Annotated in this window: 14 protein-coding genes; 10 read left to right on the top strand and 4 right to left on the bottom strand. The window is 67.3% G+C overall.

The genetic code is table 11. The features are described from left to right. Positions 1 to 21 precede the first annotated feature (21 nt). Complete coding sequence (locus tag WJU27_RS10305; protein WP_341422063.1) at positions 22 to 2,328, top strand: TonB-dependent receptor; 2,307 nt, start codon at positions 22 to 24, stop codon at positions 2,326 to 2,328. A 27-nt stretch (positions 2,329 to 2,355) separates the two neighbouring features. Here WJU27_RS10305 and WJU27_RS10310 read toward each other — a convergent pair whose 3' ends face one another. After that, positions 2,356 to 2,871, bottom strand: coding sequence for a hypothetical protein (locus WJU27_RS10310; RefSeq protein ID WP_341422064.1), 516 nt, complete (start codon positions 2,869 to 2,871; stop codon positions 2,356 to 2,358). Positions 2,872 to 2,995: 124 nt separating this feature from the next. Here WJU27_RS10310 and WJU27_RS10315 point away from each other — a divergent pair, with 124 nt between their 5' ends. Further along, positions 2,996 to 4,294 carry a sensor histidine kinase gene (locus tag WJU27_RS10315; protein ID WP_341422065.1) on the top strand — a complete coding sequence of 433 codons (1,299 nt, stop codon included), beginning with the start codon at positions 2,996 to 2,998 and terminating at the stop codon, positions 4,292 to 4,294. Beyond that, on the top strand, positions 4,287 to 4,820 hold the full coding sequence (locus tag WJU27_RS10320; protein WP_296809715.1) for a response regulator transcription factor: 534 nt from the start codon (positions 4,287 to 4,289) through the stop codon (positions 4,818 to 4,820). Before WJU27_RS10315 ends, WJU27_RS10320 begins: the two co-directional genes overlap by 8 nt. Positions 4,821 to 4,856: 36 nt before the next feature. On the opposite strand, the gene WJU27_RS10325 is transcribed toward WJU27_RS10320, so the two are convergent. The 3 genes from WJU27_RS10325 to WJU27_RS10335 form a co-directional block, all read right to left on the bottom strand. Next, positions 4,857 to 5,375 (bottom strand): YcnI family copper-binding membrane protein, encoded by a 519-nt coding sequence (locus WJU27_RS10325; protein ID WP_020163818.1) that lies wholly within the window; start codon positions 5,373 to 5,375, stop codon positions 4,857 to 4,859. A gap of 2 nt (positions 5,376 to 5,377) precedes the next feature. After that, positions 5,378 to 7,492 (bottom strand): TonB-dependent receptor family protein, encoded by a 2,115-nt coding sequence (locus WJU27_RS10330; protein WP_341422066.1) that lies wholly within the window; start codon positions 7,490 to 7,492, stop codon positions 5,378 to 5,380. 104 nt (positions 7,493 to 7,596) lie between these two features. Beyond that, entirely contained in the window at positions 7,597 to 7,965 is a 369-nt protein-coding gene (locus WJU27_RS10335; protein WP_020163816.1) for a DUF2946 family protein, read from the bottom strand. Between the two features lie 130 nt (positions 7,966 to 8,095). Between WJU27_RS10335 and pcnB the strand changes: the two genes are divergently transcribed. The 7 genes from pcnB (at position 8,096) to WJU27_RS10370 (ending at position 13,612) form a co-directional block, all read left to right on the top strand. Beyond that, a complete protein-coding gene (gene pcnB, locus WJU27_RS10340) occupies positions 8,096 to 9,433 on the top strand; it encodes a polynucleotide adenylyltransferase PcnB (protein ID WP_029143574.1) in 1,338 nt (445 codons plus the stop codon). Continuing rightward, positions 9,433 to 9,783: a DMT family protein gene (locus tag WJU27_RS10345; protein WP_019919243.1), complete on the top strand. Its 351-nt coding sequence runs from the start codon at positions 9,433 to 9,435 to the stop codon at positions 9,781 to 9,783. The genes pcnB and WJU27_RS10345 overlap by 1 nt, the downstream gene beginning before the upstream one ends. A 37-nt stretch (positions 9,784 to 9,820) precedes the next feature. Further along, the gene (locus tag WJU27_RS10350; RefSeq protein WP_019919244.1) at positions 9,821 to 10,459 is read left to right on the top strand and encodes a deoxynucleoside kinase; all 639 of its coding nucleotides are present in this window, start codon (positions 9,821 to 9,823) and stop codon (positions 10,457 to 10,459) included. Further along, complete coding sequence (gene panB, locus WJU27_RS10355) at positions 10,456 to 11,292, top strand: 3-methyl-2-oxobutanoate hydroxymethyltransferase (protein ID WP_296809708.1); 837 nt, start codon at positions 10,456 to 10,458, stop codon at positions 11,290 to 11,292. Before WJU27_RS10350 ends, panB begins: the two co-directional genes overlap by 4 nt. Positions 11,293 to 11,309: 17 nt before the next feature. Further along, complete coding sequence (gene panC / locus WJU27_RS10360) at positions 11,310 to 12,149, top strand: pantoate--beta-alanine ligase (RefSeq protein WP_341422067.1); 840 nt, start codon at positions 11,310 to 11,312, stop codon at positions 12,147 to 12,149. Between the two features lie 105 nt (positions 12,150 to 12,254). Beyond that, on the top strand, positions 12,255 to 12,638 hold the full coding sequence (gene panD, locus WJU27_RS10365) for an aspartate 1-decarboxylase (RefSeq protein WP_019919247.1): 384 nt from the start codon (positions 12,255 to 12,257) through the stop codon (positions 12,636 to 12,638). Positions 12,639 to 12,733: 95 nt separating this feature from the next. Further along, the gene (locus WJU27_RS10370; RefSeq protein ID WP_019919248.1) at positions 12,734 to 13,612 is read left to right on the top strand and encodes a LysR family transcriptional regulator; all 879 of its coding nucleotides are present in this window, start codon (positions 12,734 to 12,736) and stop codon (positions 13,610 to 13,612) included. Positions 13,613 to 13,686 lie beyond the last annotated feature (74 nt).

The following is a 13,686-nucleotide window of genomic DNA, read 5'->3' on the forward strand; positions in this document are numbered from 1 at the left end:
CTTCTGCCATTTCTCCCACACATGACTTCTTCCCGTCAGCGACCGCATTCGCGCCTCGCGATCCTGCTGTTGGGCTCCTGCCCCGCGCTGCTTCCGATCGGCGCCATCGCTCAGTCCGAAGCCGTGTCAACGCCGACGCCGCTTGCCCCCATCCGGGTCGAAAGTGCGCGCGACGAAAGTCCAGTCGGCGTGACGACGCTGCCCTCCTCGGCGCTGAATGCGCTGCGCGCGACCAGCAGCGACACGGCACGGCTGCTGGAGGGCATTCCGGGCGTGTCGACCTACGGCGCGGGCGGCATTTCCAGCCTGCCGTCGATCCGCGGCCTGGCCGACGAGCGTCTGAAGATCACCGTCGATGGCATGGATTTGATGTCCGCCTGCCCCAACCACATGAATCCGGCGCTGTCGCTGATAGACCCGAGCAAGGTCGAGACGGTGGCCGTCTACGCCGGCATCACGCCGGTCAGCGAGGGCGGCGACAGCATAGGCGGCGCGATACAGATCAGGTCCGCACGGCCGAAATTCGCCGCGTCCGACAGCGAAGCGCTGACCGAAGCGAAGGTCGGCACCTTCTTCCGCAGCAATGGCAACGCCCGCGGCCACAGCGTGGACCTGTCGATTGCCAGCACACAGCTGAACGTGCGCTACAGCGAATCCGCCAGCGAGTCCCACAACTACCGGGCGGCGGGTGATTTCAAGAAGGAAGGCTTCTGGAAGCAGCTCGGTCAGCGCCCGGTCGCGGAGCGCGAGGTCGCATCGAGCGGCTATCGCGGATCGAAGAACAGAGAGATCGGGCTGGGCCTCGCGTGGTCGTCGAGCAGCGTCCTTCACCTGACCTTCAGCGAACAGAAGCTCGACTACCAGGGCTTTCCGAATCAGCGCATGGACATGATCTTCAGCCGGCCGGATCCCGCGAACCCTGGCAACTACGTCATTGCGGAGAACACGCCGTCGAACGTGAACCGGACCCTCAACCTGCGCTACCTCGGACAGCACGCCTGGGGCGAACTCGAAGCGCGCCTGTTCCGGCAGACCGTGGCGCACCACATGGATCTGAATCAGGACCGCTTCTTCGGCATGTTCATGCCGATGAAGTCGGACGCGAGCACGCTGGGCGGCCTGCTGAAGGCCAGCATTCCGATGAGCCCTGAACATCTGCTGCGCGTCGGTACCGACTTCCAGCAGTACCGGCTCGACGACTGGTGGCCGCCGATCGGCCTCGCGCCAGGCGCCATGTGCTGCGACGATTTCCAGAACATCCGCAACGGCAAGCGCGACCGCATCGGCGTGTTCTCCGAACTGGAGACCAGCTGGAACGCTGCCTGGCTCAGTCTGCTCGGCATCCGCGGCGGTCTCGTGCATGCGGACGCGGACAGCGTGCAGGGCTACAGCAATGTCTATGCGGCCGACGCCGCCCGCTTCAACCAGCGCGATCGCAGCCGGAACGACACCCATCTCGACCTGACCGCGCTTGTGCGTTACACGCCCGATGCACGGCAGAACTACGAGGCCGGCATCGCGCGCAAGACACGCTCGCCCAGCCTGTACGAGCTTTACCCGTGGTCCAGCTTTCCGATGGCCGCCCTGATGAACAACTTCGTCGGCGACGGCAACGCCTACCTCGGCAACCCTGACCTGAAGCCCGAAGTGGCCTACACCGCGAGTGCGAGCGCGCACTGGCACGACGAAGGCAAGGAACGTTGGGACTTCAAGCTTTCCGGCCACGCCACCTATGTCGACGACTACATCGACGCGCAGCGCTGCCCGCGCGGGCTCAGCGCCCAGTGCAATGCGCTCAACAGCAACGCCGACGACCGCTACGTCATCCTGCAGTACGTGAATCAGCGGGCGATGCTGCAGGGCATCGACGTGTCCGGTTCGACACTGATCGCACAGCATGCGGATATCGGCAAGCTCTATCTGAACGGCATGGCGAGCTACGTAGACGGCCGCAATCTCAGCAGCGGCGACAAGCTCTATCACATCATGCCGCTGCACGCGAAGATCGCGCTGGAACATCGTTCGCAGCAGTGGACGAACACCCTCGAAGTGCATTCGGTTTCAGCCAAGGACGAGGTGTCGCGTGTCAGGAACGAGGTGCAGACCCCGGGCTATACGCTGCTCAACCTGCGCAGCAGCTTCGCGTGGAAGAACGGCCGCCTCGACCTCGCGCTGGAGAACGCGCTGAACAGGTTCTACCTGCTGCCGCTGGGCGGCGCCTATCTCGGCCAGGGCAATTCGATGACCACCGCTGGCATCCCCTGGGGCATGTCGGTTCCCGGTCGGGCGCGATCACTCAATGTCGCGCTCAACCTGAGCTTTCAGTAATGTCGGGCGGCGGCGAGATCCGGGTCGTTACGAGGGTTGTCGCGCATCGCCGCGCGCAGATCCCTCGGCGGGCAGATGGCCGGTGATGAGGTCGAAGGGCGCGATCAGCGTTTCGCCGGCGGCGCGCACAACCAGGCGGGCCCGCCAGCGCATCGCGCCGGTGGCGCAGATCGGCAGGGTGACGCTCGCCTCGAAGCCGCCGGTCGGCCGTGGCGCCAGCACCTGCCTGAACAGCCCCATATTCATGTCGGCGCCCTCGAACTCGAGCTCGACCTGGCGGACATCCACATCGCTGAGCGCCAGCGACGCGACGAAAGGCGTACCGGCCGGAACCGGGCGCGGCGTCACCGTCAGCTCCAGCCAGCCTCCTCGGTCGAGCGCCACGCGGCAGGGGCCGCTATCCAGCCGGCAGGGCGGCGACGCGAGCATGCGCGGCACGGCGTCCTCCATGAAGTCGCGCCTGCTGCCGACGATCACGATGCCGATCAGCAGCGCCACAATCAGCACATGCGGCAACGACTTTCGAATCAGGGCGGGCTTCATGCTGTATGCGGTCCAGAAGCGTGGCATGTCGAAAGCGGTGAGTGTGCACCAGGCGCCGTCAGCGCGGGCGGCACACGCACGCAGATCGATTGAAGCACCCGCAGCGAATCCATAGACTGAACGCATGCCCCCGCACAGCACTGCCTTGCCATCCGCACCGCTGCCCGCGCAAACGCCGGCGCGGCCGCACGACCGGCTGCTTCCAGGGTTGATCAGGGCGCGCTGGTGGGCGCTGGGCGCACTGCTGTTGCTGCTGGCCATCGCCCCCGGACTGCTCGACCTGCCGCTGCCGCAACAGCCGATGTTGGCCATTCTCGCCGCGGTGGGCCTGTGGAACGGTCTCATGCACTGGCAGTTGCACCGCAGCGCCGGTGCACCGGATGCCACCGGCTGTCTGCTGCAGCTGTGCATCGACCTGCTCGCCTTCGCCTCGCTGCTCTATTTCAGCGGCGGCGCCACCAATCCGCTGGTGTTCATGCTGCTGCTTCCGGTGGTGCTGTCAGCACTGCTGCTGTCGCGCGGCGCGGTACTGACGATCGCCGCACTGGCCATCCTGCTCTATTCGCTGCTGATGGTGCAGTTCATCCCGCTCGAGCTGGGCGATGCCCGGCGCGCGACGACGCTGCACCTGTCCGGCATGTGGCTCACCTTCGTCGTGTCGGCCGCCATGCTGGCCTGGTTCGTCATGCGCACAACCGATGCACTGCGTCGACGTGACGCGGAACTGGCGCGCGCGCGCGAACAGACCTATCGCGACGAACGCGTGCTGGCACTTGGCGCGCTGGCGGCGGGCGCCGCACACGAGCTCGGTTCGCCGCTGGCCACGCTGGCCGTGCTGGTCGGCGAGATGGAGCGCGACACGCCGGCGGATACGACCGCAGCGGCCGACATGAAACTGATGCGCGAACAGATCGCCTACTGCAAGCGCATCATCACGCGCCTGACCGAGCAGGCCGGCGACCAGCGCAGCGAGGGCGCCGAGTCGATGCGCTGCGACGCCTGGCTGGAAGGCCTGCACGCCGCATGGCGCAGCCTGCGCGGTGAATGCGACACCACCTTCACGCTGCTGGGCAGCGGCGAGCCGCCGCTCATCGTGATCGAGCCCACGCTGGGCCAGGGTGTGGTCAGCGTACTCGACAACGCGCTGCGCGCCGGCGCGCCGGTCGACCTGGCACTCGACTGGAATGCCGAGGAAGTGCGCATCGAGGTGCGCGACTGCGGACCGGGCTTCTCCGACGACGTGCTGCGCAAGGCCGGACGCCAAACCTTCGGTGACGCCGCCCAGGGCAGCGGCATCGGCCTGTTGCTGACCACCGCCAGCCTGGAGCGCATGGGCGGCACGCTCGAATTGGACAACCCCCGGACCGGTGGCGCGCGGGCGACGATCCGGCTGCCTCTCGCACGCATAGGCCTTCATGTCTGAATCGATACTGGTCATCGACGATGACGAAACGTTCAACGCAGTGCTGGTGAATGCACTGCGCCGGCGCGGGCTGGACGCCCACGGGTGTACCGACCCCGCCACTGCGCTTGCCGTGGCCGCGCGGCAAAAACCCGCCCGCGTCGTGCTCGACCTGAACCTGAATGGCACGTCCGGCCTGTCCCTCGTCCGGCCGCTGCTCGATGCACTCCCCGAACTGCGCATCGTCGTGCTCACCGGTTACGCGAGCATCGCCACCGCGGTCGATGCGATCAAGCTGGGCGCCTTCCAGTATCTGGCCAAGCCGGTCGAGGTCGACGCCATCCTGTCGGCCTTCGACTGCGTGGTCAGCGCACCTGCCGATGACATGCTCGATGCCGAGCCGCTGTCGGTCGGACGCCTCGAGTGGGAGCACATCCAGCGCGTGCTGAAGGAACACGACGGCAACATTTCCGCCACCGCACGCGCATTGAAAATGCATCGCCGGACGCTGCAGCGCAAGCTGCTGAAGCGCCCGGTCAAGGCCTGACGCGAAGGGCCGCGCGTCGGCCCTTCCGCCTGCACATCAGTGATGGACGTGACCGGCGGCGGGCTGGATGTCGAGCGCCGCAGCCGGCATCTTCAGATCGCGCGTGGTCTGCCCCTCGGCGGGAATCTGCGACCAGTCGTTCACGCCCTGTTCGCACACCTGCATCACCTTGAACCAGCGCCGTCCCGCCGCGTCGGGCAGCTTCATCATCAGCGCGAACTCGTCGTAGTGTGCGTCGGCCAGCGGGCCGCCGCGCCAGCTCACTTCGACCACGGCCTCGGTGACCGGCTTGCCGTGATTCATCAGCGGCTGCGCCAGCTTCTCGCTGCGCGTGCTGACCGTCCAGCCCGGCTTCACCATCGGTTTCACGCTGGCCATCGGTTCAGGCAGCGTCACCGTCAGTGCTACGGTGGCCGAACCTTCGCAGCCGTGGCCGACGCGGAACACACCCTTGTAGTAGCTGCCGGCCGTCGCGACCTGCTGTTCGAGCACGACGTGTGCGCTGGCGACGATGGGTGCGGCCAGCAGCGCCAGTGCGCAGATCCTGATCTTCATGCTTACATCCTCCATTCGATGCCGGCATAGACGGCACGGCCGTCCCCCGGCAGGTAGACGTTGCGCGCGGCGGCGGCCAGCGCGCTGAAATCGCGCACCACATTCGTGGTCGCGGCGTAGCGGCGGTCACCGAGGTTGCGTCCTTCGATGAACCACGACAGCTGGCGGCCGACCTGCTGCTGCAGGCGCAGGCCGAAGATGGCGTAGTCGTCGGCGAACTCGGTATTCGCCATATCGACCGCATAGCGCTGCGGCGACCATTCGGCGCTGGCCGCGATCTTCAGCGGACCGCCCGGCGCTGCCGAGAAGCGGTAGCCCAGTTCGCCGCGGAACAGCGTGCGCGGCACGCCGGGCAGGCGGTTGTCGCCGAACAGCGCGTCGCCGTCGAAGCGGAAGTCGTTGTAGAGCAATGCCTGACGCCACTCGAAGCCGCCGCCGAACTGGCCGTTGGCGGCGAACTCGATACCACGATGCAGCGTGCGCGGCACATTCAGTGTGGTGTTGACCGGCGTGCCACCGAGGTTCAGCGAGTAGGCCAGCAGCTCGTCGGTCACCTTTGCGCGGTAGAGCGCCAGATCGACCGCGCCCCAGCCGAAGCTGCCGCGGCCGCCCACTTCCCACGTGGTCGCACGCTGCGCGCGCAAGGAATCGATCACCGCGGCGCCGCCGGTCAGCTCGCCGAAGGACGGCGGCTCGAAACTGCGCGACACGTTGCCGAACAGCTGCACCGCCGGCGACAGATTGTGACGGATGCCGAACTTCGGACTCCAGCCTTCGTAGGAGCGGCTGAAGCTCTCGTCGGCACCGCCACAGACCAGCGGGCCGCCGGTGAAGCACAGGTCGCGGCTGCGTCGCCGCGCATTGGTGTACTGCGTTCCGACTACCGCGGTCCAGCCTGGAACGAAGGTGAACTGATCCTCGACATAGGCCTCGACATTGCGTGCCGACGTGTCGAGCTTGTTGGTGCGGGCGCCGCGCGTGCCGCCGATGTTTGTCCAGCGGTCGTCGTCGGTGTCGCCACGCGAGCTCGCCAGGCCGGCGACCAGGCGGTTCGGCCGGCCGGCCAGCGTGCCGTCGGACACCATGCGCAGTTCGGCACCGAAGTCCTTGCTGCGCTGGTCGAGCACCTGGAAGATCGGGTGGAACAGGTCCTTGTCGGCGTAGTAGGCCGACAGCTCGAAACGCAGACCGTCGGCCGCCTGCCAGACGGTGCGATTGGACACACGCCACAGATCGATGTCGCGCTTCTGGTTGCCGGTAACATTGCCGGCGGCCGCCTGGCGCGGATTGTCACGCAGTTGCTGGCGCGTCAGGTTGCCCGGCAGTTCCGAGTCGCTCTGCGCGGCCTGCACGAAGAAGCGCGTCTCCAGCGACGGCGCGAGCAGCACGCCGATATTGCCGACCAGGCGCTGCGTGTCCTGCCTGGCGTGATCGCGGAAGCCGTCCTGGGCGAAGCTGGTCGCGCTGAAATAGCCGTCGACGCGCCCGGCCGCGAAGCCGCCAGCCACCTGGCTGCGCAGGTAGCCGAAGGCGCCGGTCTCGGCGCGCACCGTCAGTGCCGGCGCATCGTGGCCGGTCGGCGACACGTAGTTGATCGCCCCGCCCAGCGTGCTCGATCCGTACTGCAGTGCATTGGCGCCGCGCCACACTTCGATGTAGCGCGTGGCCAGCGGCTCCAGCACCTGGAAATCGCCACCGCCGTCGGCCAGATTGATCGGCACGCCGTCCTGCATCAGCTTGATGCCGCGCAGGTGGAAGGTACGCTGCAGTCCGGAACCGCGGATCGACAGCCGCGATTCCTCGGAGCCGAAGCGCGGCTGCACGAATACGCCAGCGCTGTAGCCGAGCGCGTCCTGCAATGTGGATACACGGGCGTCGCGGAAGCTGGCGGCGTCGATCACGGCGGCGCCGCCCGGCGTCAGCGCCAGCGCGGCGCGCGCTTCGTCGATGCCGGGCAGCGTAGCGGTGTCGATGCGTCGTGCCTCGACGCGCACGGCGGGCAACTGCAGCGCGCTGTCGGCGAAGACAGCCGGTGCGGCCGCCAGCGCGGCGAGGGCGAGCGGAATGCGTTTGAGACGCGCGCGCACAGGCGCGGTCGCATGGGACGACGGAAACATGACGGTACTTTCGAATGGAGTGCGTCGCGCCGCGCGCGGGCGCAGGACGGCGACACGGAACGCGCGACGGCGCTCAGGCCGTTACGCGGACGAAGGCGAGGGAATCAGGCGAGCGCAGGCGGAGCGCGTGGGGAAGGCGCCAGCAGCGTGGCGGCGGTGACGGCAGCAGAGAGCGCCGGCGGCGGCGCCTGCCGCTCGGCATGCAGCGCGAACACTGCATGCGCCGCTTGCGTCGGCAGCACCGGCAGCGATTGCGCGACGCACCAGGGGCAATGACCGACCTTGCCGCCTTCGTCGTCACCCTGTTCCGCGGCCGATGCCGATCCGATGCCGAAAGCGGTACAGATCTGCGCCATGCCGGTCGGATCGGCCGACTGCTGCCAGCGCATCAGCGTGGGCAGCAGCGCCTGCGCGCACACTGCGAACAGCGCGAGCATCAGGGCGAGGCGGAAACGGGGGCGGGCGGGCGACATGGGCGCGGATGGTAGCCCGCGAGCGCCCTGCCGTGCAACACAGGCGGCCGGCGCACGCTGCATGCGTTAACATGTCGCGTCCGGCGCTGCCGCGCCCTGGTCCGAGTCACGCCAGAAAGTCCCCTTACTGATGATCCGAAAGTTGCTGCGCCGGATATTCCGTCGCCCCGAAGACAACGCCCGTACGCAGGCCGCGAGCAGCGGCCCTGTCCATATTCCGCGCGCACAGCACGGCATCGCGCGCGAACAGCTGCTGCCGGCGGCGCGCAAGGTGTGCGATTCGCTGCAGGCCGAGGGCTACCAGGCCTATGTGGTTGGCGGCGCGGTGCGCGACCTGATCGCCGGCATCGAACCCAAGGACTTCGACGTCGCCACCAGCGCCACGCCGGAACAGGTGACCGCGGTGTTCCGCCGCGCACGCATGATCGGCCGCCGCTTCAAGATCGTGCATGTCATGTTCGGCCGCGACACCATCGAGGTGACCACCTTCCGCGGCGACTCCGACGCGGTGACCGACGAACATGGCCGCATCCTGCACGACAACGTGTTCGGCACGATGGAAGAGGATGCCGCGCGCCGCGACTTCACGGTCAACGCGCTGTACTACGACCCGGCCACCGAAACCGTCGTCGACTTCCACCACGGCGTGGCCGATCTGAAGCAGAAGACGCTGCGCATGATCGGCGACGCGCCGCGCCGCTACCGCGAAGACCCGGTGCGCATGCTGCGCGCGGTGCGCCTGGCGGCCAAGCTCGGTCTGGTGATCGACCCCGACGCGCGCGAGCCGATACGGTCGATGGCCAGCCTGCTCGAAAACGTGCCGCCGGCCCGCCTGTTCGACGAAATGCTGAAGCTGCTGACCAGCGGCCACGCGGTGCGCTGCGTGCGCCAGCTGCGCGAGGACGGCCTGCACCACGGCCTGCTGCCGCTGCTCGACGTCATCCTCGAACAGCCGATGGGCGAGCGCTTCGTCATGCTGTCGCTGGAGCGCACCGACGAGCGCGTGCGCGAAGGCAAATCGATATCGCCGGGCTTCCTGTTCGCCACGCTGCTCTGGCACGAAGTGCTGGCCGACTGGGAGAAGCGCAAGCAGGCGGGCGAACCGTCGATTCCGGCGATGTTCGAGGCGATGAGCGCAGTGCTCGACCAGCAGGCGGAGAAGCTCGCCATCACGCGGCGCATCGCCACCGACATTAAGGACATCTGGCTGCTGCAGCCACGCTTCGAACAGCGGGCCGGCAAGCGCCCCTACCGCCTGCTCGAACTGCCGCGCTTCCGCGCCGCCTACGACTTCCTGCTGCTGCGGGCGGGCAGCGGAGAGGTCGAACAGGAACTGGCCGACTGGTGGACCGACTTCGCTGCCGCCGACGGCCCGACGCGCGAATCGATGCTGCGCCCGGAAGAAGCGCCGAAGAAACGCCGCCGCCCGCGGCGCAAACCGACGGCCGGCGCGGCCGCGGCCGAGTGATGCTGCCGCAGTTGCCGGCGTGGACGCAGGCGGCCGGCCTGCTCGTCGCGTCGAACGTGTTCATGACCTTCGCCTGGTACGCCCACCTGCGCGACCTGAACCACCGCCCGTGGTGGTACGCCGCGCTGTTCTCCTGGGGCATTGCACTGTTCGAGTACCTGCTGCAGGTGCCGGCCAACCGCATCGGCCACACGCAGCTGTCACTCGGCCAGCTCAAGATCATGCAGGAGGTGATCACGCTGAGCGTATTCGTGCCCTTCGCCGTGTTCTACATGAACGAACCGCTCAAGCTTGACTATCTGTGGGCCGCGCTGTGTATGCTGGGCGCGGTGTATTTCATCTTCCGCTGATCTCCCGATCCGCTTCCCCGACCGGAATTCCCCATCGATGCTGGACAAGGCACGCTACATCGTCGTCGAAGGGCCCATAGGTGTGGGCAAGACCTCGCTGGCCCGGCGGCTGGCGGACCACCTGCAGGCGCCGACGCTGTTCGAGAAGCCGGAAGAGAATCCCTTCCTCGGCCGCTTCTACCAGAACATGGAGCGCTACGCGCTGCAGACCCAGCTGTTCTTCCTGTTCCAGCGCATGGAACAGCTGCGCGAGGTGATGCAGGACGACCTGTTCTCCGGCCGTCTGGTGGCCGACTTCCTGATCGACAAGGACCCGCTGTTCGCGTCGATGAACCTGACCGACGACGAGTACGCGCTGTACCGGCAGATCTACGCCTCGCTGAAACTGCAGGCACCGGCGCCGGACCTGGTGATCTACCTGCAGGCCGACGCCGACACGCTGGCCGAGCGCGTGCGCAGGCGCGGCCTCGACGCCGAACGGCGCATCAGCGAAAGCTATCTTGCCCGCGTGGTCGAGCGCTATGCGCGCTTCTTCTACCAGTACGACGCCAGCCCGCTGTTCATCGTCAATGCCGAGGAACTGAACCCGGTCGACAGCGACGACGACTTCGCGCTGCTGGTCGAGCGGCTCGGCCAGATGCGCTCCTTCCGCGAATTTTTCGGATACGCCTCATGACCTATATGCGCGACACCGACCCGGCGCGCCGCCCGGTCACGCTGAACACCCTGCTGCGCATGCGTGCGAACGCCGAGCCGATCGCCATGCTCACCTGCTACGACTCGACCTTCGCCGCCGTGTGCGATGCCGCCGGCGCCGAAGTGCTGCTGGTCGGCGACTCGCTCGGCAACGTGCTGCAGGGTCACGACACGACGCTGCCGGTCACGCTGAACGACATGGCCTATCACACCGGCTGCGTCGCCCGTGGCCTCGCCAACGTCGGTGGCCGTGCTTTCCTGATCACCGACCTGCCCTTCGGCAGCTATCAGGAGACGCGCGAACAGGCGATGCGCTCGTCGGTGCAGCTGATGACCGCCGGCGCGCAGATGGTGAAGCTCGAAGGCGGCGCCCACATGGCCGACACCGTGCGCTTCCTGGTCGAGCGCGGCGTGCCGGTATGCGCCCACCTCGGCCTGACGCCGCAGTCGGTGCATCAGCTCGGTGGCTACCGCGCCCAGGGTGTGACCGACGCCGCTGCCGCCCGCCTGCTGCAGGACGCAAAGGAACTGGAACAGGCGGGCGCGACGATGATGGTGCTCGAAATGGTGCCGGCCCGCCTTGCCGCCGAAGTGACCACGAGCACGCAGCTGATCACGATAGGCATCGGTGCCGGCGTCGACTGCAGCGGCCAGGTACTGGTGCTGCACGATGTGCTCGGCCTGTTCCCGGGCCGCCGCCCGCGCTTCGTGCGCAACTTCATGCCGGGCGCCGACGACGTGCATGACGCACTGAGCCGTTACGTCGCCGCGGTAAAGGACCGCAGCTTCCCCGGCCCCGAACACTGCTACTGATCCAGCGAGCCTCCCCGATGCAGATTCACTCGACCATCGCCGGCCTGCGCGCCGCGCTCGATGCAGAACGCGCACGTGGCGCGCGTATCGCCTTCGTGCCCACCATGGGCAATCTGCACGAGGGCCACGCCTCGCTGATGCGCCAGGGCCGCGACCACGCCGACGTGGTGGTGGCCAGCGTGTTCGTAAACCGGCTTCAGTTCGGCCCGAACGAGGACTTCGACCGCTACCCGCGCACGATGGAAGCCGACTGCGCGCGCATGCAGGAGGCGGGGGTGGCGCACGTGTTCGCACCGTCGGAGAGCGAGCTCTACCCGCAGCCACAGACGATGCGCGTAGTGCCGGACCCGGTGCTGGCCGACATCCTCGAAGGCGCTTTCCGGCCCGGTTTCTTCACCGGCGTGGCGACCGTGGTGGCCAAGCTGTTCAACATCGTGCAGCCGCAGGTGGCCCTGTTCGGCAAGAAGGACTATCAGCAGCTGATGGTGATCCGCCAGCTGGTGCAGCAGATGGCACTGCCAATCGCCATCGTCGGTGGTGAAACACTGCGGGCCGACGACGGTCTGGCGCTGTCTTCGCGCAACGGCTACCTGTCGGCGACCGAAAGATCGCAGGCAGTGCAGCTGTATCAGGCTCTGGTGGCCGCACGCGACGCATTGCGCGCCGGAAACCGTGACTACACGCGGATCGAGGCCGACGCCATGGCATTTCTCCAGGCCCGTGGCTGGTCTCCACAATATATTGCGGTGCGACGACAAGCCGACTTACAATCGCCGGCCGCTCACGAATCCAGTCTGGTGATCGTGGCCGCCGCCCTGCTCGGGACGACGCGCCTGATCGACAATCTGGAAGTGTAGGTCGCCACGATGCGCTCAAGCCGGTGGCGTTCCAGTAGCGCACTGTCGCGCACGCCTTTGCGTGCGCGTGTTGTCTGAACAGCGCGATATCGAAGGAGCGCCCATATGCAACGCACCATGCTTCAGTCCAAGCTTCACCGGGTCACGACGACGCATTCCGAGCTGCACTACGAGGGCTCCTGTGCGATCGACCAGAATCTGCTCGACGCCGCGGACATCCGCGAGTATCAGGCGATCGACATCTACAACGTGACCAACGGCGAGCGCTTCTCGACCTACGCGATCAGCGCCGAGCGCGGATCCGGCATCATTTCGGTCAATGGCGCCGCCGCGCGCAAGGCTGCCGCTGGCGACCTGCTCATCATCGCCTGCTACGCCCAATACACCGAACTGGAACTGGCCCGCTACGAGCCCAAGCTGGTGTACGTCGATGGCAAGAACAACATCGTGAACCAGCGTGGTCACATTCCGGTGCAGATGGCCGGCTGATCGCCGCCCTGCCCGTCATCAAGGCCCGCCCCGCGCGGGCCTTTTCATTTGGCCCGATGTGAAACAATGCGGCCTCCCCGCACCCGAACACCGCGATGAACCTGCACCTGCTCCGCATCTTCCATACCGTCGGCGAACACGCGAGCTTCTCGCGCGCCGCCGAGCACCTTGGCATCAGCCAGCCCGCCGTATCGAAGGCGCTGCGCGAACTGGAAGACCAGCTCGACGTGGTGCTGATCGAGCGCGGCGCGCGCATCGTGTCGCTGACCGAGGCGGGTCAGGTACTGTTCGAGTACGCAGGCGGCATCTTCGCGATGGAGCGCGCCGCGCTCGAAGCGCTGCAGGCCTATTCCAACCTGGAGCGCGGTCGACTGCGCATCGGCGCCAGCATGACGGTGGCCGGTTACTGGCTGCCGGGCTACGTCGCCGATTTCGCCCAGGCGCATCCGGGCATCACGTTGAGCCTGACCAGCGCCAACACGCAGACGGTGGCTGACCGGCTGCTCGCCTGCGAAGTCGACATCGCGCTGGTCGAGGGCCCGGTCGAGGACGAGCGGATCGAATCCCGCCCTTGGCGCGACGAAACCCTGCTCATCGTCGCGCCGCCCGACAGCGCGCTGGCCAAGGCCGGCACGGTCAGCGCCGCCGACCTGAGCGCCGTCACCTGGGTGGTGCGCGAGCACGGCTCCGGCACCCGCGAAGTAATGAACCGCTGGCTGGACAAGCTGGGCATCGTGCCTGCTCGCACGATAGAAGCCGGCAGTACCGAGGCGGTCATCCAGACCGTCGCCGCCGGCGGCGGCGTGTCGATGGTGCCGCGCGTCAGCTCGGCCGACCAGATCGCGCTCGGCAAGGTCGCCACACTGACGCTGCCCGGTGTGCAACTGACGCGCCAACTCTACCGCCTGCGCCTGCCGCGCCGCCCGCTCAGCCCGGCCGCGCTGGCCTTCGAGGCGATGATCGCGACCGACTGAACGAGTAAGCGCGCGCGGAGAACGCCTGCGCGCCGAACACCCTTCTTCAGCCAAGGCTATTAATACGAATCATT

Origin of the sequence: Methyloversatilis sp. NSM2 (assembly GCF_038066675.1) — a bacterium.
In the GTDB taxonomy this organism is placed as follows: Bacteria; Pseudomonadota; Gammaproteobacteria; order Burkholderiales; family Rhodocyclaceae; genus Methyloversatilis; species Methyloversatilis discipulorum_A.

What these genes read in the sequence shown, in the direction of transcription:
- WJU27_RS10305 (WP_341422063.1), top strand. Translation starts at nt 22, where the DNA reads ATGACTTCTTCCCGTCAGCGACCGCATTCGCGCCTCGCGATCCTGCTG.
- WJU27_RS10310 (WP_341422064.1), bottom strand. Translation starts at nt 2,871, where the DNA reads ATGAAGCCCGCCCTGATTCGAAAGTCGTTGCCGCATGTGCTGATTGTG.
- WJU27_RS10315 (WP_341422065.1), top strand. Translation starts at nt 2,996, where the DNA reads ATGCCCCCGCACAGCACTGCCTTGCCATCCGCACCGCTGCCCGCGCAA.
- WJU27_RS10320 (WP_296809715.1), top strand. Translation starts at nt 4,287, where the DNA reads ATGTCTGAATCGATACTGGTCATCGACGATGACGAAACGTTCAACGCA.
- WJU27_RS10325 (WP_020163818.1), bottom strand. Translation starts at nt 5,375, where the DNA reads ATGAAGATCAGGATCTGCGCACTGGCGCTGCTGGCCGCACCCATCGTC.
- WJU27_RS10330 (WP_341422066.1), bottom strand. Translation starts at nt 7,492, where the DNA reads ATGTTTCCGTCGTCCCATGCGACCGCGCCTGTGCGCGCGCGTCTCAAA.
- WJU27_RS10335 (WP_020163816.1), bottom strand. Translation starts at nt 7,965, where the DNA reads ATGTCGCCCGCCCGCCCCCGTTTCCGCCTCGCCCTGATGCTCGCGCTG.
- pcnB (WP_029143574.1), top strand. Translation starts at nt 8,096, where the DNA reads ATGATCCGAAAGTTGCTGCGCCGGATATTCCGTCGCCCCGAAGACAAC.
- WJU27_RS10345 (WP_019919243.1), top strand. Translation starts at nt 9,433, where the DNA reads ATGCTGCCGCAGTTGCCGGCGTGGACGCAGGCGGCCGGCCTGCTCGTC.
- WJU27_RS10350 (WP_019919244.1), top strand. Translation starts at nt 9,821, where the DNA reads ATGCTGGACAAGGCACGCTACATCGTCGTCGAAGGGCCCATAGGTGTG.
- panB (WP_296809708.1), top strand. Translation starts at nt 10,456, where the DNA reads ATGACCTATATGCGCGACACCGACCCGGCGCGCCGCCCGGTCACGCTG.
- panC (WP_341422067.1), top strand. Translation starts at nt 11,310, where the DNA reads ATGCAGATTCACTCGACCATCGCCGGCCTGCGCGCCGCGCTCGATGCA.
- panD (WP_019919247.1), top strand. Translation starts at nt 12,255, where the DNA reads ATGCAACGCACCATGCTTCAGTCCAAGCTTCACCGGGTCACGACGACG.
- WJU27_RS10370 (WP_019919248.1), top strand. Translation starts at nt 12,734, where the DNA reads ATGAACCTGCACCTGCTCCGCATCTTCCATACCGTCGGCGAACACGCG.